We start from the raw sequence: 20,980 nt of genomic DNA on the forward strand, positions 1-20,980 counted from the left end.
CCTGCCGACACCGGAATACCCAGACGAGTCCATTGTGTCGTACGGTGCAGGTCGGGGTTCGGCGAGGAGACACTCGACGCCGGCGCGATACCGCCCGTCAACGTGCACGCAACCCCGGGTGATCTCGAGAGGCAGGGGTGGCGGATGGGTCCGCAGGCGACGACGCTGGTGCTGGCAGCTCCCGCGGAGAACAACGAACTCACCGGACTCGTCGGGGTCGACATGGGTGAGCTGTCGCGGGACATCGCCGACGACGGCGTCGCGGGGGCGACGCCCGAACAGTTGCCCGGCATGCTCGAGGTCGTCGAATACGCCCAGTCGAAGGGCCATGACGTCAGCTTCGTGGTCATCGACCAGGTCCAGCCCCGGTTCACTCTCTACCGCGACGTCGCGAACCAGTTGCAGGAACAGGTCGGCGGCACCGTCATCGTGCTCGGCCCCAACTCGGTCGGCAGCTCGTCGCCCGAATTCAGCCGGGTGGTGCAGGAACAGGCCACCGACGGCCTGACCCTCACCGACCCCGCGGGTGCGGCGCGACAGATGATCGACACGATGACCGGTCCCAACGTGGACTGGACGATCGTGGGCCTCCTGCTGATCCTGGTCGTCGCGGGCGGAGCCGTGCTCGCCCGGCTGCGGCAGGTCCGCACCCGCAAGAACCTGGCCGCCGGCCCGCTGGGACCCGTGCAGGCCACCGCCGCGGAGTCGGATGACTCGTCGGCATCACGTCGCGAGCCGACCGCTTCCGGCCGGTAGTACGCAGGCCCGGGCCGCCTCGGCCGGCCGGCGATGCGGCGGGTGGGCCCGGCTGCTGACACCTTGTTCTCGCGCGGCGGGGACCCTTCTCGGCGTGTCTTCCGGTCTGTTGCCAATTCGAGACCTTGACGACCGTTCGATCTTTCGCCAGTTCACGGCATATTCGCAGGTAATCACGCCTTTGTAATTCACGAACACGGTTTTCTCGTGTGGTTGATGTGACGTACGGTTCTGATGTCGCGTGTGATGCCTGTGTTCTCTACAGGGTCCGATGTGGCGGAAGTGCAGTGCGTGATCGCCGCGGGTGCAGACACCCCGGACGGTCGCCGGACCGGGGATCGGAAGATCCCCGCGAATCGCGAGGAGTTCCAGGTGAGGCGAGGAAGAACTGGTGCGTCATGGCCGGCGCGCGTCTCGGCGGCCCTTGCTGTCGCACTCGTCTGCGCGGTCGGCGCGGGTCATGCCGACGCGGCGCCCAAGAAGACGCCCGAGTCGCCCATCTCCGGTCTGATCAACCGGATCGCGACGGTCAACCAGGACATCGCCGACCTCGACCAGGCGCTCGCGTCCCGCCAGGAGAACGTGAACCGATCGATCGTCGACTTCCAGAACTCGCTCGCGCAGCAGCGCCTCGCCACGGTGGCCGCGCGTGGAGCACGCACCGAACTCGACCGATCGAGCAAGGCCGTCGTCGACGCGCAGAAGGAGTTCGACCGGTTCGCCCGCTTGGCGTACCAGCAGGGGCCCGAGCAGGGTTCGATGTCGAACTACGTTGCCTCCGAAGACCCGCAGGGCGTCCTCGACCGCATGAAGCTGATCGATCAGGTCGGCAAGAAGCAGCAGGAGATGATCCGGCGGTTGCAGGTGGCCCGCAACCAGAAGGCCAACCGACTCGCCGCCGTCGAGGCCACCCGCCGGCAGGCGTCGTTCGCGGCCAAGAGCGCCGAACAGCGCAAGACCGACGCCATGGCGGCGGTCACCGAGGCGAAGGCCGCCATCGCTTCGCAGCAGAAGCGCAAGGCCACCCTGATCGGGGAACGCGACCGGGTCCAGAAGCGCCTCAACACGATTCGCGGATACGTGCCGAAGAAGACGGTCGAGGGGCCGTCGACGAGCGATCTGCTCTCGAACTTGTTCCCGACGGATCCGTCGGCCGAGGGGGCGCTCAAGGCGCTGCCCGCCACGCCCGCCACCGACAACCAGGCACTGGCCGTCGCGGCGGAGGCCGCGGCGCGCCTCGCCATCGACGTCGGTTCGTCGATCCTCGCCGGTCTGGTCGGGCAGCAGCAGTTGCCCCAGTCCGAGTTGCTGAACGAGCTCGGCATCGGCGGTGCGGACATCACCGGCAGCAGCGGTGGCGACACCCTCAGTGCGCGACTCGGTTCGGGAAGCCTCGGCTCTCTGTTCGGCAGTTCCTCCGGCGGCGGCGGGGGCGGGGGCGGCGTCGTCCGACCCGGGCTGCGCGGTCCGCAAGCCGTCGAGATCGCCGTCAACCGTGCGCTCTCGCAGCTGAACGTGCCCTACGCCTGGGGCGGTGGCGACGCGAACGGCCCGACGCAGGGAATCCGCGACGGCGGTGTGGCCGACAGCTACGGCGACTACAACAAGATCGGTTTCGACTGCTCCGGCCTGATGATCTACGCGTTCGCCGGCGTCGGGATCGAACTGCCGCACTACACCGGTTACCAGTACACCTCGGGGCCGCAGTTCCCGCTGTCACAGATGCGACGCGGCGACATGATCTTCTACGGCCCCAACGCGAGTGCGCACGTCGCGCTGTACCTCGGCGACAACAAGATGGTCGAGGCACCGCAGTCGGGTGACGTGGTCAAGGTGTCCCCGCTGCGCACCAACGGTGCGATGCCGAACGTGGTCCGTCTGCTCTGAGGCGTGGTGGTTCCGGCGGCAGCTGTGAACGACCGACACCCGCCGAGTCTTCTTGGCACCTTTTCAGCCGGCACGGCTAGGCTGGCACAGACACGCGGGGTCGACGCCTGCGCGCTGCGCGTTCGCGCCGCCCGTGGGCCCTCGCGGTTCGACGGAACAGCAGTTCAGAGGAACAGGAGCACGGGTTGACCGAATCGCACTCCCTCGGCAAGGCGGCCACGGGGGATCCCGCGGCGGCAGGAGCGGACGGCTCGGTGCTGAGCGACGCCGACGTCGCCCTGCTCGAGCGGGCCATCTACGAGGTCAAGCGCGTCATCGTCGGCCAGGATCAGCTCGTCGAGCGCATTCTCGTCGGTCTCCTCGCGCGCGGACACATCTTGCTCGAAGGCGTGCCGGGTGTCGCGAAGACGCTCGCTGTCGAGACGTTCGCCCGCGTCGTCGGCGGGTCGTTCTCGCGAGTGCAGTTCACCCCTGACCTCGTGCCCACCGACCTGATCGGTACGCGTATCTACCGTCAGGGCCGCGAGGAGTTCGACACCGAGCTCGGCCCGGTGGTCGCGAACTTCCTGCTCGCCGACGAGATCAACCGCGCACCCGCGAAGGTGCAGTCGGCGCTGCTCGAGGTGATGGCAGAGCGGCACGTCTCGATCGGCGGCAAGACGTACTCGATGCCGGATCCGTTCCTGGTCATGGCGACGCAGAACCCGATCGAGAACGAGGGTGTCTACCCGCTGCCCGAGGCGCAGCGGGACCGCTTCCTGTTCAAGGTCCTCGTCGACTACCCGTCGGTGGAGGAGGAGCGCGAGATCGTCTACCGGATGGGCAACGTCCCGCCGACCGCCTCCCAGGTCCTCGACCCCGCCGCGATGCTGCGCCTGCAGCGGACCGCGGCGAACGTCTTCGTCCACCACGCGCTCGTCGACTACGTCGTCCGGGTCATCAACGCCACCCGCCGGCCGGCCGAGCTGGGCCTGAACGACGTCGCGTCGTGGCTGTCCTACGGCGCGTCGCCTCGTGCGACGCTGGGCATCGTGGCCGCGGCCCGCGCCCTGGCGCTGGTCCGCGGACGCGACTACGTGATCCCGCAGGACGTCGTCGAGATCATGCCCGACGTGCTGCGGCACCGCCTCGTGCTGTCCTACGACGCACTGGCCGACGAGATCGATGCCGACCAGGTCATCGCCCGCGTCCTGCAGACCGTCGGACTGCCGCAGGTCGGCGCGCAGCCGGTGCCGCAGGGGCAGTACCCGGCCGGACAGCAGAAGGCGCCCAATCCCGGACACGGGCCGAATGGGTATGCGGGACAGCAGGTCCCGCAGCCCGCCGGTCCGATGGACCCGAATTCGGCCCCGGCGAACCGGAATTCACCTCAGTATGGCGGCTAATCGGGACCTACCGCGTCTCGGCGCCGGGCTGCTCGACGAGGCGCAGCTGACGGCGGCGCTGAAGATGCTCGAGCTCACCGTGCGGCGCAAACTCGACGGCGTGCTCCAGGGCGAGCACCTGGGTCTGATCCCCGGACCGGGTTCGGAGCCGGGGGAGGCGCGGGCCTATCAGCCGGGCGACGACGTCCGGCGGATGGAGTGGTCGGTCACCGCACGCACGACCCAGCCGCATGTCCGGCAGATGATCGCCGACCGCGAACTCGAGACCTGGCTCGTCGTCGACGCCTCGGCCAGCCTCGACTTCGGCACTGTCGACTGCACCAAGCGCGACCTGGCCGTCGCCGCGGCCGCGGCTCTGGTCCACCTCACGACCGGCGGTGGCAACCGGCACGGCGCGCTGGTGGTGACCGGTGACGACGTGGTGCGGGTACCGGCCCGTGCCGGGCGCGCGCACGCGCAGAACCTCCTCAAGACCATCGCCACCACGCGACGCAGCTCGCCCGGCGTCCGGGGTGACCTGAAGGCGGGGATCGAGGCGCTCCGACGGCCCCAGCGCCGGCGCGGCCTCGCCGTCGTCATCAGCGACTTCCTCGGCCCCATCGACTGGGAGCGTTCGCTCCGCGCCATCGGGGCGCACCACGAACTCCTGGCGGTCGAGGTCCTCGACCCCCGTGATCTCGACCTCCCGGCGATCGGCGAGGTCACCCTGGCCGACGCGGAGTCCGGGGAGATCCACGACGTGACGATCACCGACGACCTCCGGCGCGACTTCGCGGCCGCGGCGCGCGCACACCAGCAGCGGGTCCACCGCACCCTGCGCAGCTGTGGCGGCGCGATCCTGACGTTGCGCACGGATCGGGAGTGGATCGCCGACACCGTCAAGTTCGTCGCACAACGCCGCCGCGGCCTCGCGGCGGGGGTGGGGTAGGTCGATGCTGTCCAGTCCCTGGTGGTTGCTCCTGCTCCTGGTCGTGGCGCTGCTCGGCGCCGCGTACGTCTACATGCTGCGCCGGCGGCGGCAGCGTGCGCTGACCTTCGCGAACCTGGACCTGCTGAAGTCGGTCGCGCCCGCGGACCGGGGTCGTCTGCGGCACCTGCCGATCGCACTGCTGATCGTCTCGCTGATCCTGTTGACGGTCGCGCTGTCCGGGCCGCAGGCCGATCGCAAGGTGCCGCGCAACAAGGCGACCGTCGTCCTGGTGATGGACGTGTCGCGGTCGATGAACGCCACCGACGTGTCGCCGTCGCGGATCCGCGCGGCGCAGGAGTCGGCGAAGAAGTTCGCCGACGAGCTGACCGAGGGGATCAACCTCGGACTGATCTCCTTCGCCGGTACCGCCGCCAGCCTCGTGTCGCCGACGCCGGACCACAACGCCACCAAGGTCGCGGTGGACAAACTGCGGCTCGACGACAAGACGGCAACCGGGGAGGGCATCTTCGCGGCCCTGCAGCAGATCAGCACGTTGAACGCGGTGCTCGGCGGGACCGAGGGCGCACCACCCGCGCGGATCGTGCTGCTCTCCGACGGTAAGGAGACCGTCCCGGACGACCCCGACGACCCGCGTGGTGCCTTCACCGCGGCCCGGAAGGCCAAGGAGGAGAAGATCCCGGTCTCCACGATCTCCTTCGGTACCCGGACCGGCACCGTCGAACTCGAGGGCGACCGGGTGCCGGTGCCGGTCGACGACGACTCGCTGCGCAAGATCGCCAACCTGTCCGGTGGCGACTTCTTCACCGCGGCCAGCCTCGACGAGTTGAACAAGGTCTACGAGCAGCTCCAGGACGAGATCGGTTACGAAACCCGTCGAGGGGACAATTCGAAGCCGTGGCTGGTCGCCGGTACGTTGTTCGCGCTGGTGTCGGCGTTCGCCGCGCTGGCCATCAACCGCCGGCTGCCCTGATGCGGACGTGTCCGGGGTGTGCCGCCGTGCGCCCCGCCCGCCGACCGCGTGTCACCCCCGCAACGAGAACGGATAAGTTGAACACCCATGACGGCAGCTAGCAACGAAGCGCAGAATCCCTCCCGCTCGGTCCTGGTGACCGGCGGCAACCGCGGAATCGGCCTGGCCGTGGCCCAGCGACTGGCAGCCGACGGTCACCGGGTGGCGGTGACGCACCGCGGTTCCGGAGCCCCGGACGGACTGTTCGGCGTCAAGTGCGATGTCACCGACTCGGAGTCGGTCGACCGCGCCTTCGCCGAGGTCGAGGCGCATCAGGGTCCCGTGGAGATCCTCGTCGCCAACGCGGGGATCACCGAGAACATGCTCCTCATGCGACTGTCCGAGGAATCCTTCGAGAAGGTCCTCGACGCGAACCTCACCGGCGCGTTCCGGTGCGCCAAGCGCGCCACCAAGGGGATGCAGCGCGCCAAGTGGGGCCGGATGATCTTCCTCGGCTCGGTGGTCGCGATGTCCGGCATCCCGGGCCAGGTGAACTACGCGGCCTCGAAGGCGGGCCTGATCGGGATGGCGCGCTCAATCGCGCGTGAGATCGGCTCGCGCAACATCACCGCGAACGTCGTGGCGCCCGGGTTCATCGAGACGGACATGACCGCGTCGATGGAGGACCGCTACATCGACATGGCCAAGCAGGCGATCCCGCTCGGCCGAACCGGCAAGCCCGAGGACGTCGCGGCGGCCATCAGCTTCCTCGCCTCCGACGAGGGCGGTTACATCTCCGGTGCGGTCCTGCCCGTCGACGGCGGAATGGGCATGGGGCACTGAAACCGCCGAGCGCGGTCGCACGGCTACTGACCCGCACAGCGCGGTCGTAAGGCACGTCAATCAACGTCGAACTCAGGAGCACATCTTCGTGAGCGGAATCCTGGACGGGAAGACCGTCCTCATCACGGGCATCATCACCGATGCGTCGATCGCCTTCCACGCCGCCGCCATGGCGCAGGAGCAGGGCGCCACGGTCCTCATCACCGGCATCCCGGAACGGCTCCGGTTGATCGACCGGATCGCCAAGCGGTTGCCGAAGGAGGTGCCGCCGGCCGTCGGGCTCGACGTCACCAACGAGGACGATCTCGGCGCGCTCGCCGGGAAGCTCGCCGAGCTGGCGCCGCAGGGCATCGACGGCGTCATGCACTCGATCGCCTTCGCGCCGCGCACCTTGATGGGTCCCGAGGCCAAGCCGTTCCTGGAGGGGCCGGGCCCCGACGCCGCCAAGGCCTTCGAGATCTCGGCGTGGAGCTACGCCTCGCTCGCCCGCGCCGTGCTCCCCGCCATGAACGAGGGCGGCTCCATCGTGGGCATGGACTTCGATCCCCGCACCGCGATGCCGTACTACAACTGGATGGGTGTGGCGAAGGCCGCGCTCGAGTCGGTGAACCGGTACGTGGCGCGCGAAGTGGGCAACGCGAAGAACATCCGGTCGAACCTGGTGGCCGCCGGCCCGATCAAGACCCTGGCCGCGAAGGCGATCGCGGGTACCGCGACCGATGACGCCAAGCAGCTCAACATGCTCAACGAGTACTGGGACGGCGCGTCCCCGATCGGCTGGGACGTCGACGACCCCACCGTCGTCGCGAAGTCGGTGTGTGCGCTCCTCAGCGACTGGCTGCCGGCGACCACCGGTTCCATCGTCTACGTCGACGGTGGCGCCAGCCACAACACCTGGTTCCCGGAGGGCATGACCACCGGCTCATGAGTTCGCCAGCACCGGGGGACACCGCGCCCGTCGATCCCGCTCCGTTCGATCCCGCTCCGTTCGATCCCGCTCCGTTCGATCCCGCTCCGTTCGATGCCGTCCTGTTCCTGTCGTTCGGCGGACCGGACGGGCCCGAGGACGTGATGCCATTCCTGGAGAACGTCACTCGCGGCCGGGGAATCCCGCGCGAACGGCTCGAGTCGGTGGCCGAGCACTACCTGCACTTCGGCGGCGTCTCACCGATCAACCGGCTCAACCTCGAGATGATCGATGCCCTGCGCGCCGAGCTCGACCGACGTGGTGTCGACCTCCCGGTGTATTTCGGCAACCGCAACTGGCACCCGATGGTCGAGGACACCCTGGCCGAGATGTACCGCGCCGGTCATCGCCGGATCCTCGTGTTCCCGACCTCGGCGTGGGGCGGCTACTCGGGGTGCCGGCAGTATCACGAGGACATCGACCGGGCGGTGACGGCGCTTGCCGACCGTGAACCGACGAGCCGCGAACCCGACGGTGCGGTGGTGCTCCGCAAGCTCCCGCAGTACTGGTCGCATCCGGCGTTCGTCGCTGCCGGGGCCGACGCGGTGCGCCGCGCTCTGGACGCACTCGGGCCCGGCGAGGAGCCGCCACGGCTGGTGTTCACCGCCCATTCGGTCCCGACCTCGGCCGATGAGGCGTCGGGTCCGGCGGCCGACGGCGGGAAGCTGTACTCGCGCCAGGTGCTGGCGGCGTCGCAGGCGGTCGCCGACGAGCTCGGCGTCGCCGACTTCGATCAGGTCTGGCAGTCACGGTCGGGTCCACCGCAGATCCCGTGGCTGGAGCCGGACATCTGTGACCATCTGGAGAGCCTTGCCGCGGAGGGTGTTCGACGGGTGGTCGTCTACCCGGTCGGGTTCATCTCCGACCATCTCGAGGTGATCTGGGATCTCGACAACGAGGCCGCGGAGGTCGCCGAGCGCCTCGGCCTGGACTACGTCCGCGCCGACACCGTGGGTCCCGATCCGCGGTTCATCTCGATGATCGGCGAATTCGTGGAGGCCTACGCCGGGGGCTTGGGCGACCTGTCGGCGATGGGATGCGGAGACAACGGCAGCACCTGTCGAGACCGGTGCTGTGTGCCCGCGGCGCGGCCTAGATCTGCGGCGAGGCCATCTGACCGCGCGTAGATTCACTGGCTTTGTTTGCCTTCATAACGATTTGATATAGGAACGGTCCATAATGTGATCTGCGCCTCAATCGAAATGAAACTCTCGTGGTACGCGCATCTGAATCGGGGTGCGAACGTGAGAGAGGAATTTCCATGGCAGAAGGACCACTGAGGCTCGAGATCGATTTCCTCGGACCGATTCTGGAGACACTTTCCACCGGCTCCGCGGACGGTAGCAGCGAGCCCGTCAACTGAGATCCGTTTCCGCTGTGGGCTGCGTTGACGACGTAGCCCACAGCGGCGTGATCTCTCCTTTGTGCGCGTGTATCAACAGTGTTGACCGCGGAACGACTACTCATCCCAGTTGATCTCCGACCTGCTACGCAGCTACTCGCACGAGCGGTCGAGGACATTCCGTTGTATCGATGGGTGTTGGGTGACCACCTCCCGGATCTCACGCTGCGGGAATGGTTGGCCGAGATCTTGGTGCGGCCTTATCTCAAAGCCGGCTGCGTATTGGGTTCCTTCCAGAACGAGCATCTCGTCGGAATTCTGATCTGGCATCCCCACGATGTCGAATTGTCGCCCGACGGCGAACCGCCGCTCGTCCCGGCTGATTTCGTCCGGGTCGCGGCCATTCCCGGACTCCGCGAACGGCTGATCGAGTTCCTCACCAGCCCACAATTGCCCTCCCCGGCATCGGATGCCGTCGATGTGCGGATCGCGGCGATCGTTCCCGAAGCTCGTGGTGGCGACGCTCTCGTTCGCATGATGCGCGAAGTGGAACGGTTCTGTGTCTCTGCGGCCCGGCCGTACTACGCCTGGACCGGCTCCGCTCGGCTGCGGGACTGGTTCGTCCACGAATGGGGGGCGACGTTGTTCGCCACCGAACAGCGGAACGGACTCGATCTGTACGGCGTCGTGTCCGAACGTCCGCCGCGGCTCCGGGAGTGACCTTCCGGCGGTGGCGGCCCGGGTCCTAGCGTCGCAGTAGCTCGAGGATCGTGTGATTGACCGCCGCCGCCCGTGCGGTCCGCGTCAGCGCCTGGAGTCCCCGGAGCGTCGCGTCGCCGGAATCCCATTGTCCGGCACTGTCGCCGATCTCCACGCTGCGTGCTCCGGCGAGGTCGACGATCGCCTCGACCTGTGCCGCCGTGTCGATCAGGCGGGTGGAGCGCGCGTCGAGGAGGTGCGGGGGCAGGGCGACCCGATGCCTCGAGGTGAGCGCCGCGAGTTCCGTACGGAGGTCGCTCGCGTCGGCCGACCGGCGTCCGCCGAGCCCGCCGATGATCGTGGTCGCATCTCGAACTGCTTGCCGCAGCTCGTATTCCAGATCACCGGCGCTGGGGCCCGCGGATACGAGATGGCCGAGGTCGAGGGTCGCGTCGTAGCGGTAGGCCGACCATGTGCACGTGACGAACGGTGGATCGGCGGTGTCGGCGGCGAACTCCGGTACGAGCGCGAGCGTGCCGGCGCCCGCCGCGTCGTCGACGAGCAGCACCTCGCCCGCGCCGAGTGCGGCCGACGTCGCGACATGCGGTGGGAGTCCCTGCGGATCACCCGTGGAGGGCAGGCGGACGACGAGGCGTCGAGCGGGTCGCAGCAGCGCGAGCAGATCGAGCACCCCGTTCGCCGAACCCGTTGCGGGCGAATTCTGTTCGGCCCCGGCGACCCCGCCGTCGGGCCAGTGCAGGAGGTGCCGGTCGGCGGATTCCGCCAGGGCTTCGATCACGTCGTCGGGGGAGCACCGGCCGATGAGCCAGGCGGCCGACCACGCGCCGAGGGCGCACGTCGGCCACGCGACGGTGGCGGAGAGCAGGCGGCTGCGTTTCATCAAGAAGCCAGGATACCGGCGAGGCCGGGGGGAGCCGGGCGTGGCAACCCCGCGGGCGGGCCCGCGGGGCATACGGTGTGTGCGCCGCCCGACCTGTCCATCGCGGCGGCGTGATCACGAGATGACCGATCGAGAGATGGTGGTGTGCGATGGATGACCGCTACGGACGCGATGTGCTCTCCCAGCCCCGTCGGGCGAAGCCGCGTCCCGCGGAGGTCGCCGCGGATCGCGATCTGGTCGTCGAGGACGCCGCCACCGGCTTCTGCGGTGCGGTCGTCGGGCTCGAGAAGAGCTACGCCGGCGATCTCGTCCGGCTGGAGGACCGGCGGGGTCAGACGCGGGTGTTCCTGATGCACCCCGGCGCGTTCCTCATCGACGGTCGGCCGGTGACGCTCGTGCGGCCGCGTACCAGAGGCCCGCAGCAGCCGGCCATGACGGCGTCGGGATCGCGAGCAGCCCCTCGCGCCCGCGCGCGGACCGCGCGCGCCAGCCGGCTCTTCGTCGAGGGCGTGCACGACGCGACACTCCTCGAGCGCGTATGGGGTGACGACCTCCGCGCGGAGGGCGTGGTCGTCGTCAGCCTCGACGGCCTCGACAACCTCGAGGCGGCACTCGATGAATTCCAGCCGGCACCGCATCGCCGGGCCGGTGTCCTCGTCGACCATCTGGTGGCGGGTTCCAAAGAAGCACATCTCACCGCCGAGGTCGGGGAGCACGTCCTCGTGTGCGGGCATCCCTACATCGACGTCTGGGAGGCGGTGAAGCCGGCATCGGTGAAGATCCCGGCTTGGCCGCACATCCCGCGGGGCACCGACTGGAAGACCGGTGTGTGTGCCGAGCTCGGCTGGGGGGACCCTCGTGACGGCTGGCGCCGGGTATTGGGCGGGGTGAGCAGTTTCCGGGATCTCGAGGTCGATCTGCTGCGGTCGGTGGAAGAACTCATCGATTTCGTGACCGCGGCCGACGAGCCCAGGTGACGCACACGGCCTGACGCCCACCGGGGCCCACCCGCGTCGTGAGCGCCGAAGGCGGTTCGGACATCTCTGGCAGACTGGACCCATGAGCGCCCTGCTGTGGTTGGCAGCCGCGATCGTCCTGGTGGTCGCGGAGATGTTCGGTGGCGAACTCGTCCTGCTCATGCTCGCCGGGGGCGCATTCGCGGCCGCCGGTGTCGATTTCGCGTTCGAGACGCCGCTGTGGGTCGAGGGGCTGGTCTTCGCGCTCGTCTCGGTGCTGCTGCTGGTTGCGGTCCGTCCGATCGCCCGTAAGCACATGCTGAACCGTCCGGCGGTCCTGATGAACACCGAGGCGCTCGAGGGTCGGCCGGCGGTGGTGACCGAACAGGTCGACGCCCATGACGGACGCGTCAAGATCGGCGGCGACGTGTGGTCGGCCCGCACGATGGACCCGACCCAGGTGCTCGAACCCGGAACCCACGTGACCGTCGTGGAGATCGACGGCGCGACCGCGGTGGTGTGGCGCGCCTGAGTGTGCCGTCGCGACACCGCCGAACGACAACGCTGGAAGGTGACCATGGAGTACGAGATCTTCGGCCTGACCGTCATCGTTTTGCTCGTGTTGCTCGTGGTGGTGATGCTGGTCAAGTCCGTCGCCCTCATCCCGCAGGCGGAGGCCGCGGTCATCGAGCGACTGGGCCGCTACACCCGCACCGTGTCCGGTCAACTCACCCTGCTGTTGCCGTTCATCGACCGCATCCGCGCCCGCGTCGACGTCCGTGAACGAGTGGTGTCGTTCCCGCCGCAGCCGGTCATCACCGAGGACAACCTGACGCTGTCCATCGACACCGTCGTCTACTTCCAGGTCACCAATCCCCGGGCCGCCGTGTACGAGATCGACGACTACATCGCCGGCGTCGAGCAGCTGACGATCACGACGCTGCGCAACGTGGTCGGCGGGATGACGCTCGAGGAGACCCTGACCTCCCGCGATTCCATCAACGGCCAGCTGCGCGGAGTCCTCGACGAGGCGACCGGCCGCTGGGGCCTCCGGGTCGCGCGCGTCGAGCTGAAGTCGATCATGCCGCCGCCGTCGATCCAGGAGTCGATGGAGAAGCAGATGAAGGCCGACCGTGAGAAGCGGGCGACGATCCTCTCGGCCGAGGGCCAGCGCGAGTCGGCGATCAAGACCGCCGAGGGAAACAAGCAGTCGCAGATCCTCGCCGCCGAGGGTGCCAAGCAGGCCGCGATCCTCGCGGCCGAGGCGGAGCGGCAGTCGCGCATCCTGCGGGCGCAGGGCGACCGCGCCGCGTCGTACCTCAACGCCCAGGGTGAGGCGAAGGCGATCGAGAAGACCTTCGCGGCGATCAAGGCGGCCAAGCCGACCCCGGAACTCCTGGCCTACCAGTATCTGCAGCAGTTGCCCGAGATGGCCAAGGGCGAGGGCAGCAAGGTGTGGGTGGTGCCGTCCGACTTCGGTTCGGCCCTCCAGGGTTTCGCGAAATCCTTCGGTGTGCAGGGAGACGACGGCGTGTTCCGGTACGAGCCGGCCGACTCGCCGCCCTCGCCGATCGACGACTCGGAGACCGAGGACTGGTTCTCGATGGCCTCCGATCCCAAGGTCGCCCAGGCCGTCGCCGAGGCGGAGGCGGTGGCCCGTACCCCGGTCGCGCCCGAGATCACCGCTCGTGCGGCGCGCGCGTCGCGCCATGCGTCGCCGGTGGGGTCCGAGCCGGCCGAGCTCACCGATGGTGCGTGGTCCCCGCCCGTACAGCCCGAGGAGCCGGGGCTGGCCGAGCCCACGACCTGAGAACGGCTCAGCGGATGAGGTGCTCGACGCCCGCCATGCCGACCGCCCACATCACCGAGGCGAAGGTGCCCATGATGAACTGCTCGGCCGCATGCGGGGCGCGCAGCTCGGGGTAGCGGGCGAGGCTCTTCACGGCCAGGATGATCGCGAGGCCTTCGGGCCACCCCGCCATCAACGTGGTGACGACCGCGAGGCGTTCGAGGTATCCGATCACCCGGCCGCCGCGCAACGGCCCGGCTTCGGTCGGGTCGGTCGGGGCGGGCGCCGGGGAGTCGGGCGTGTCGGTGTCGTCCCCGGTTCCGTCATCCGGCGACCCCTCCGGATCGGGTCCGGGCCCCGGGCGCTGGCCGACACCGCCGGCGACGAGGACCGTCCGGACCACGGGTCCGCCGCCGGTGACCGCCGCGAGCGCGGCGACGACCGGGACGGCCGAGGCGAGGAAGCCGCTGGCGGGCGCGGCCACGGCGGCGAGGACGGCGGTCACCCCGGCCAGGACCAGCAGGACGACGGCTCCGATGACGTCGAGTCTGCGTACGACGGACACCGGCGCGTGGTTGCGCTTCTTCCGCGTCGCGAGCGCCCAGGTCGGCGTCGCCAGCGCGGTCAGGAGAAGAAGGGTGATCGCTGCGGTGGTCATGCCGATCCTCCGGACGGGCTGTGTCGGTCGGCCTCGGCGAGCGCGTCGGCGACGAGGCCGAGGGAATCGGATTCCAGATCCCACGCCGCGGTCCGCAGCCGCTGACTCATGGCCTGTGGCGTGATGTCGAGTTCGGCGGCGGCCTCGACCTGGGTGAGGCCGCGGCGCATCAGCTCCACCGCCTCCCGGCCGGCGGCACTGCGGGCGGTGATCACATCGGCGATGAGACGGCCGGCCGTCTGGGCGTGACGGGACCAGCGAGTTTCCGGGCCGCGGACACAGAGGGGGACCCGCTGTCGTTTGGCGGCCTCGACGGCGTCGCGAGCGTGGACGAAGGCGGGCCCGCGCCCGGCCCGGGTGGACGGGGGGAGAGGTTCATCGACCGGTCCGGTGCCGATGCCGACACTCCAGTGACCCTCGGCGGTGAGTTCGACGGCCAGTCGGGCGGCCGTCACCGGATCGGCGAGGACTCCCTGGATCTCGTCGCCCGCGGTACGTTCGAAGGCCCGTACGGTCTGGACCGTCGCGAGAGCGGTGAGGATGGCGTCCACCCGGTCTATGTCGCGGCGACTCCCGCGTTGGTCGACGGTGAGTACGAACATCACTCAAGGCTATGCACTTGATCGCGGTGAATCAAGTCCCCTGACTGGATGGATCGCGCTGGGTGACTTGATCCGCGGGGATCAAGTCGCTGCGCTTGTTGCGTTCGACGACGAGACCGGCAGGCGGGAGTCGAGCACCAGACCGGCGATGCCGATCGCAAAGAGGCCACCGGTGACCGCGAGCTGGAGGGGATGCGTGTCACCGGTCAGGGAATCGCCCAGCATGACCACCGCCGCGGTGCCGGGGGCCATACCGAGGATGCTGGCAATCGCGTACGGCGCGAGACGCACCGAGGACAGAGCCGAGCAGTAGTTCGCCACCGAGAACGGGCATGCCGCGATGAACCGCAGCGACCCGACCGCCAACCAGCCACGACGCTCGAGCCGGTACTCGACGGCACGGACCACCGGTGCCTTCAGATACGGCTGCACGCGGTCGCGTCCGACTCGGCGGACCAGGACGAAGGCTGCCACCGCCGCCACCGACGAGGCGATCATCGCCCCCGCGAAACCGACCAGCGGTCCGAAGAAGATCCCGGACATCACCGTGAACGTCGACCGCGGGATCGGGGCGATGGTGACGACCGCGTAGGCGAGGAAGAACAACCACACGAAGGCCGGTCCCAGATCCGCGCCCCAGTCGCGGACGCTCGAGATCGAGGGCAGCGGGACGAAGTAGGACGCGGCCAGGACGGCGGCGAGGAGCACGGCGGCGACGAGAGCCCGGCGCAGGATCCGTCGATCGGCCCGACGACGGCCCGACGTCGGCGGGTGACCGTCTCCGGCGCTCGCCGCGTCCGCGATCTCCGCGTCGGCCGCGGTCGGGCCGGCGACATCCTCGCTGACAGCGGATCGATCGGGCACCCGGACACTCTACGCTGGGCCCAGCGGTGTACCGGGTCCCCGAGTGCGCCACGTCACGCCGACCTCGACGCCGAGCCGAGCGAGCGATCGGCTAGTGTCGTGTACGCGCTCATCACAGTGCATTCACGGAGGTGTGCTTCCCCACATGCCACAGCAAACTGACCAGCCCAAACCCGAGTCAGAACTCGAGGACGCCTACCAGGCGTGGTCGACGGCCGCCGCGGCCGTTCTGGCGAAGTCGCGACGCGTCGACGTCGACGAGCTGCCCGACACACCCGAGGCGCTGCTCTCGACCGACACCGCCGACGGGCTGACCATCCGGCCGCTCTACACACGTCGCGACGAACTCGCCGAGCCCGGTGTCCCCGGCCGCTTCCCGTTCGTCCGCGGCGCCGACCCCGCGCGTGACGTCACCACCGGCTGGCGCGTCGCGGAACGGTTCGGCGACGACGCGACGCCGGCGGCGGACCTCAACGAGCTCATCCTGGAGGCGATGGCCAACGGGACGAGCGGTCTCTGGCTCTCGGTGAGCAGGCCCGGTGACGGGCTGGGGGTCGCCGACCTCGCGACGGCGCTGCGCGGCGTCTACCTCGATCTGGTGCCGGTGACCCTCGATGCGGGCACCGAGGGCATCGCGGCGGCTCGCGAACTGCTCGGCCTGAAGGAAAAGGCCCAGGCCGCTCCGGTCGCCGCCGCTCCGACGGCGGCCACCGTCCACTCCTTCGGCCTGTCGCCGCTGACGGCCGCGTTCTCGAGCCGGGCGACCGTCGATCCCGACGAGGCCACGGCCCTCGCCGCATCCGGGCTGCCCGACGGGGTCCGTACCTTCCGGGTGGACGGCAGCGACTTCGCCACCGCCGGTGCCGACAATGGCCTCGAACTCGCACTCACGGTGGCGGCCGCGGTCGCCCACCTCCGTGATCTCACCGCGGCCGGCCTCTCACCCGAGGCCGCGCTGCGTCAGATCACCTTCGGCGTCTCCGCCGACGACGACCAATTCGCCACGATCGCGAAATTCCGTGCGCTGCGCAAGATCTGGGCTCGGGTGGCCGAAGTCGTCGGCGCACCCGAGGTCGGCGGAGCGCTGACCCACGGCGTGACCGATCTGTCGATGTACTCCCAGCGGGACCCGTGGGTCAACATGCTGCGCAGCACCATCGCGGCATTCGGCGCCGGGGTCGGCGGCGCCGATCAGCTGACCGTCCTGGGCTACGACGCGACCATCCCGGCGGACAAGCGCACCTCGAGCGCGTCCTTCTCGCGACGCATCGCCCGTAACACCCAGCTGCTGCTGCTCGAGGAGTCCAACATCGGACGCGTCCTCGATCCGGCCGGCGGCTCGTGGTTCGTCGAATCCCTGACCGACGATCTCGCCACGAACGCCTGGACGGTGTTCACCGAGGTCGAGGCCGCCGGCGGTTACCGTGTCGCGCTCGACACGGGCTGGATCGCCGAGAAGGTCGACGCCTCCCTCGCTCGCCGCGACACCGAGGTCGCGCATCGCCGCATCTCGGTCACCGGCGTCAACGAGTTCCCCAACATCGACGAGCGCGCACTGTCGGAGACGACGGGGGCCCCGGCTTCCGCGGTCACCGACGTCGTCACCGGTACGCCGCGCCTCGCGCGGATCGGACGCGCCTTCGAGGAACTGCGGGACCGGTCCGACGTCGTGCTCGCCGAGCACGGTGCACGGCCGTCGATCCTGCTCATCCCGCTCGGCAGCGTCGCCGAACACAACGGCCGCACCACCTTCGTCGCGAACTTCCTGGGTGCCGGCGGCATCACCGTCGTCAACCCCGGCCCGCTGACCGCGGACAAGGTCGGCGACGCGGTGGCCGGGGCGAACACCCCGATCGCGGTCCTCTGCGGAACCAAGGCGCGCTATGCCGAAGAGGGGCCCGCCGCACTCGCGGCCGCTCGCGCGGCCGGTCTGTCGACAGTGCTCCTCGCCGGACCGGACAAGGAATGGCCCGAGGGCGACGATCGTCCCGACGGTTCGCTGCGCGTCGGCATCGATGCGGTGAGCACCCTCGGCGACCTTCTCGACCAGCTGGTCTCGACATCCCCGAAGACGGCGGGAGCAACGGCATGACCCAGACCGAACCCGATCTGACACAGACGATTCCGAACTTCGCCGGAATCGGTCTGACATCGGACGACACCGGTGCGACGACCGCTGATGGTGCCGCGGCCGCGGTCGCCGAGGAACTCGCCTCGGCGCACGGATACTCGGTGGACCAGGTCACCTGGAGCACCCCGGAGCAGATCGACGTCACGCCGGTGTACACGCGCGCCGAGCGCGACGCCGTCCTCGACGATGCCGAACATCCGTACCCGCTCGATTCCGTTCCCGGTGCCGCACCGTTCATCCGGGGCCCGTACCCGACGATGTACGTCAACCAGCCGTGGACCATCCGCCAGTACGCCGGCTTCTCGACCGCGGCCGAATCCAACGCCTTCTACCGCCGCAACCTCGCGGCCGGCCAGAAGGGACTGTCGGTCGCATTCGACCTCGCGACCCACCGCGGCTACGACTCCGACCATCCGCGCGTCGCCGGTGACGTCGGCATGGCCGGTGTGGCGATCGACTCGATCCTCGACATGCGTCAGCTCTTCGACGGGATCGACCTCGGCAGCGTGTCGGTGTCGATGACGATGAACGGCGCGGTGCTGCCGATCCTCGCGCTGTACGTCGTGGCCGCCGAGGAGCAGGGTGTGCCGCCGGAGAAACTGGCCGGGACCATCCAGAACGACATCCTCAAAGAGTTCATGGTCCGCAACACCTACATCTATCCGCCGAAGCCGTCGATGCGGATCATCTCCAACATCTTCGAGTACACCAGCCAGAAGATGCCGAAGTTCAACTCGATCTCGATCTCCGGCTATCACATCCAGGAGGCCGGGGCGACGGCCGATCTGGAGCTGGCCTACACGCTCGCCGACGGCGTCGAGTACATCCGCGCCGGACTCGAGGCCGGCCTGGACATCGACAAGTTCGCCCCGCGACTGTCGTTCTTCTGGGGCATCGGCATGAACTTCTTCATGGAGGTCGCGAAGCTGCGTGCGGCGCGTCTGCTGTGGAGTGAGCTCGTCGCCGAGTTCGATCCGAAGAACGCGAAATCGCTGTCGCTGCGCACACATTCGCAGACCTCGGGCTGGTCGCTGACCGCCCAGGACGTGTTCAACAACGTGGCCCGCACCTGCGTCGAGGCGATGGCCGCCACGCAGGGTCACACCCAGTCGCTGCACACCAACGCCCTCGACGAGGCCATCGCGCTGCCGACCGACTTCTCGGCCCGCATCGCGCGCAACACCCAGCTGCTCCTGCAGCAGGAGTCGGGCACCACCCGTCCGATCGATCCGTGGGCCGGTTCGAACTACGTCGAGTGGCTCACGCATCAGTTGGCGCAGAAGGCGCGCAAGCACATCCGCGAGGTCGAAGAGGCCGGCGGCATGACGCAGGCCATCAACGAGGGCCTGCCGAAGCTGCGCATCGAGGAGGCCGCGGCGCGCACCCAGGCGCGTATCGACTCCGGCCAGCAGCCGTTGGTGGGCGTGAACAAGTACCAGGTCGCCGACGACGAGGAGATCGAGGTCCTCAAGGTCGAGAACTCGAAGGTGCGCGCCGAGCAGCTCGAGAAGCTGGACCGTCTTCGCGGACAACGCGATTCGGCTGCGGTCGAGGCGGCCCTGGCCGACCTCACCCGTGCGGCCGCGTCGTCGGAGGGCGGCCTGGGGAACAACCTGATGGCCCTGGCCATCGAGGCAGCACGGCACCAGGCGACGGTCGGTGAGATCTCCGAGGCACTCGAGAAGGTCTATGGTCGCCATCAAGCGGAGATCAAGACGATCAGCGGGGTGTACCGACATGAGGCGGGCGAGGTGAGCAACATCGACGCGGCCATCGAGGCCGTGCGCCAGTTCGCCGAGGCGGAGGGCCGCCAGCCGCGTGTCCTGGTCGCGAAGATGGGCCAGGACGGTCACGACCGCGGCCAGAAGGTGATCGCGACGGCGTTCGCCGACCTCGGCTTCGACGTAGACGTGGGCCCGCTGTTCGCCACGCCGGAGGAGGTGGCCGCCCAGGCCGCCGACAACGACGTGCACGTGGTGGGTGTGTCGTCGCTGGCCGCCGGGCACCTGACGCTGGTCCCGGCCCTGCGGGAGGCGCTGCGCGAGGTCGGCCGCGAGGACATCATGGTGGTCGTCGGCGGCGTGATCCCGCCCGGCGACTTCGCCGAACTGTACGAGGCCGGCGCCGCCGCGATCTTCCCGCCCGGATCGGTCATCGCCGACTCGGCCGTGGAACTCATCGGCAAGCTCGCCGACACCCTCGGCCTGGAACTGCCCGGGGCGACCGCGAACTGATGGCGGTCCAACCGCGACGTCCCATCGACGTCGACGCGCTGGCCGACGCTGTCCTGGCCGATCGCCGCGCCGATCTGGCGCGTGCGATCACGCTCGTCGAGTCCAAGCGCGCCGATCATCGGGCCGCCGCCCAGGAGCTGTTGCTGAAGCTGACGCCGCACGCGGGCAAGTCGTTCCGCGTCGGCATCACCGGCGTCCCCGGGGTGGGCAAGTCGACGACGATCGAGGCGCTCGGCATGCACCTGCTGGAGCTGGGCCACAAGGTGGCGGTGCTCGCCGTCGACCCCAGTTCGACGCGCACGCGGGGCTCGATCCTCGGCGACAAGACCCGAATGGGCCGGCTGTCCACGGCCGAGAACGCCTACATCCGGCCATCGCCGACGTCGGGCACGCTCGGCGGCGTGGCCAAGGCCACCCGCGAGAGCATCGTGCTCGTCGAGGCGGCCGGCTTCGACGTCGTGCTCGTCGAGACGGTGGGCGTCGGGCAGTCCGAGGTGACGGTCGCGAACATGGTCGACACGTTCACGTTCCTCACCCTGGCCCGCACCGGGGATTCGTTGCAGGGCATCAAGAAAGGTGTCCTCGAACTCGCCGACGTGGTCGTGGTGAACAAGGCCGACGGCAAACACCTCAACGAGGCGAAGAGCGCGGCACGCGAGTTGAAGAACGCGCTGAAGCTGATCTATCCGCACGACGCGCTGTGGATGCCGCCGGTGCTGACGATGAGCGCGATCGAGAACACCGGCGTCGACGAGTTCTGGAAGACCGTGGTACGCCACAACGAGACACTCACCGCGGCAGGAGAGTTCACCGCCCGCCGCAACCAGCAACAGATCGACTGGACCTGGGCGATGGTCAACGACATCGTGCTGTCCCGGCTCGGTGACTCACCGGCCGTGCGCGGGATCCGCGGCGACGTGGAGCAGCAACTGCGGGACGGGTCGCTGACCCCGGCCCTCGCCGCGCAACGGATCGTGGACGCGTTCGACGAGCGCTGAGTGCACCGATCGAGGTCGCATGCGATCTCGATCCGTCCGTGCGACCACGATCGAGGTCGCGTCAACGGACTGAGGTCGCATGCGACGT

At 69.2% G+C, this 20,980-nt stretch carries 19 protein-coding genes; 15 read left to right on the plus strand and 4 right to left on the minus strand.

All coding sequences use genetic code 11. From position 1 onward, the window contains the following. Positions 1-144 precede the first annotated feature (144 nt). The 9 genes from AS181_RS04390 to AS181_RS04430 all read left to right on the plus strand — a co-directional run bounded on the left by AS181_RS04390 (position 145) and on the right by AS181_RS04430 (position 9,780). Positions 145-756 (plus strand): Rv1476 family membrane protein, encoded by a 612-nt coding sequence (locus AS181_RS04390; RefSeq protein WP_058250390.1) that lies wholly within the window; start codon positions 145-147, stop codon positions 754-756. A gap of 372 nt (positions 757-1,128) precedes the next feature. Further along, positions 1,129-2,643 carry an NlpC/P60 family protein gene (locus tag AS181_RS04395; protein WP_058250573.1) on the plus strand — a complete coding sequence of 505 codons (1,515 nt, stop codon included), beginning with the start codon at positions 1,129-1,131 and terminating at the stop codon, positions 2,641-2,643. Between the two features lie 185 nt (positions 2,644-2,828). Then, a complete protein-coding gene (locus AS181_RS04400; protein ID WP_058250391.1) occupies positions 2,829-4,028 on the plus strand; it encodes an AAA family ATPase in 1,200 nt (399 codons plus the stop codon). After that, positions 4,018-4,956 (plus strand): DUF58 domain-containing protein, encoded by a 939-nt coding sequence (locus tag AS181_RS04405; RefSeq protein WP_058250392.1) that lies wholly within the window; start codon positions 4,018-4,020, stop codon positions 4,954-4,956. The genes AS181_RS04400 and AS181_RS04405 overlap by 11 nt, the downstream gene beginning before the upstream one ends. Before the next feature lie 4 nt (positions 4,957-4,960). Beyond that, entirely contained in the window at positions 4,961-5,929 is a 969-nt protein-coding gene (locus AS181_RS04410) for a VWA domain-containing protein (protein WP_058250393.1), read from the plus strand. Positions 5,930-6,016: 87 nt separating this feature from the next. After that, a complete protein-coding gene (fabG1, locus tag AS181_RS04415) occupies positions 6,017-6,751 on the plus strand; it encodes a 3-oxoacyl-ACP reductase FabG1 (protein ID WP_058250394.1) in 735 nt (244 codons plus the stop codon). 88 nt (positions 6,752-6,839) lie between these two features. Further along, positions 6,840-7,679: an NADH-dependent enoyl-ACP reductase InhA gene (gene inhA, locus AS181_RS04420; RefSeq protein WP_058250395.1), complete on the plus strand. Its 840-nt coding sequence runs from the start codon at positions 6,840-6,842 to the stop codon at positions 7,677-7,679. Then, positions 7,676-8,845, plus strand: coding sequence for a ferrochelatase (locus tag AS181_RS04425; RefSeq protein WP_082652860.1), 1,170 nt, complete (start codon positions 7,676-7,678; stop codon positions 8,843-8,845). Before inhA ends, AS181_RS04425 begins: the two co-directional genes overlap by 4 nt. A gap of 410 nt (positions 8,846-9,255) precedes the next feature. After that, complete coding sequence (locus tag AS181_RS04430) at positions 9,256-9,780, plus strand: hypothetical protein (RefSeq protein WP_311277895.1); 525 nt, start codon at positions 9,256-9,258, stop codon at positions 9,778-9,780. A 25-nt stretch (positions 9,781-9,805) separates the two neighbouring features. On the opposite strand, the gene AS181_RS04435 is transcribed toward AS181_RS04430, so the two are convergent. Next, positions 9,806-10,660 (minus strand): hypothetical protein, encoded by an 855-nt coding sequence (locus AS181_RS04435; RefSeq protein WP_058250397.1) that lies wholly within the window; start codon positions 10,658-10,660, stop codon positions 9,806-9,808. Between the two features lie 149 nt (positions 10,661-10,809). Between AS181_RS04435 and AS181_RS04440 the strand changes: the two genes are divergently transcribed. The 3 genes from AS181_RS04440 (at position 10,810) to AS181_RS04450 (ending at position 13,426) form a co-directional block, all read left to right on the plus strand. Beyond that, on the plus strand, positions 10,810-11,637 hold the full coding sequence (locus tag AS181_RS04440; RefSeq protein ID WP_058250398.1) for a DUF3097 domain-containing protein: 828 nt from the start codon (positions 10,810-10,812) through the stop codon (positions 11,635-11,637). Positions 11,638-11,719: 82 nt separating this feature from the next. Continuing rightward, positions 11,720-12,148, plus strand: a complete 429-nt coding sequence (locus AS181_RS04445; protein WP_058250399.1) for an NfeD family protein — start codon at positions 11,720-11,722, stop codon at positions 12,146-12,148. Positions 12,149-12,193: 45 nt separating this feature from the next. Then, positions 12,194-13,426, plus strand: a complete 1,233-nt coding sequence (locus AS181_RS04450; RefSeq protein ID WP_058250575.1) for an SPFH domain-containing protein — start codon at positions 12,194-12,196, stop codon at positions 13,424-13,426. Positions 13,427-13,433: 7 nt separating this feature from the next. Here the strand turns inward: AS181_RS04450 and AS181_RS04455 are convergent, their stop codons facing one another. From AS181_RS04455 to AS181_RS04465, 3 genes are all read right to left on the minus strand, one after another. Further along, entirely contained in the window at positions 13,434-14,063 is a 630-nt protein-coding gene (locus AS181_RS04455; RefSeq protein WP_058250400.1) for a hypothetical protein, read from the minus strand. Continuing rightward, positions 14,060-14,665 (minus strand): hypothetical protein, encoded by a 606-nt coding sequence (locus AS181_RS04460; protein ID WP_058250401.1) that lies wholly within the window; start codon positions 14,663-14,665, stop codon positions 14,060-14,062. Before AS181_RS04460 ends, AS181_RS04455 begins: the two co-directional genes overlap by 4 nt. A gap of 81 nt (positions 14,666-14,746) precedes the next feature. Continuing rightward, the gene (locus AS181_RS04465) at positions 14,747-15,529 is read right to left on the minus strand and encodes a TVP38/TMEM64 family protein (RefSeq protein WP_058250402.1); all 783 of its coding nucleotides are present in this window, start codon (positions 15,527-15,529) and stop codon (positions 14,747-14,749) included. Positions 15,530-15,674: 145 nt separating this feature from the next. Between AS181_RS04465 and AS181_RS04470 the strand changes: the two genes are divergently transcribed. The 3 genes from AS181_RS04470 to meaB are packed head-to-tail and all read left to right on the plus strand — an operon-like array spanning position 15,675 to position 20,892. Beyond that, entirely contained in the window at positions 15,675-17,621 is a 1,947-nt protein-coding gene (locus tag AS181_RS04470) for a methylmalonyl-CoA mutase family protein (RefSeq protein ID WP_058250403.1), read from the plus strand. Continuing rightward, positions 17,618-19,894 (plus strand): methylmalonyl-CoA mutase, encoded by a 2,277-nt coding sequence (gene scpA, locus AS181_RS04475; RefSeq protein WP_058250404.1) that lies wholly within the window; start codon positions 17,618-17,620, stop codon positions 19,892-19,894. The genes AS181_RS04470 and scpA overlap by 4 nt, the downstream gene beginning before the upstream one ends. Next, positions 19,894-20,892: a methylmalonyl Co-A mutase-associated GTPase MeaB gene (gene meaB / locus AS181_RS04480; RefSeq protein WP_058250405.1), complete on the plus strand. Its 999-nt coding sequence runs from the start codon at positions 19,894-19,896 to the stop codon at positions 20,890-20,892. The genes scpA and meaB overlap by 1 nt, the downstream gene beginning before the upstream one ends. Positions 20,893-20,980 lie beyond the last annotated feature (88 nt).

This window comes from Gordonia sp. SGD-V-85 (assembly GCF_001456905.1).
Taxonomy (GTDB): domain Bacteria; phylum Actinomycetota; class Actinomycetes; order Mycobacteriales; family Mycobacteriaceae; genus Gordonia; species Gordonia hongkongensis.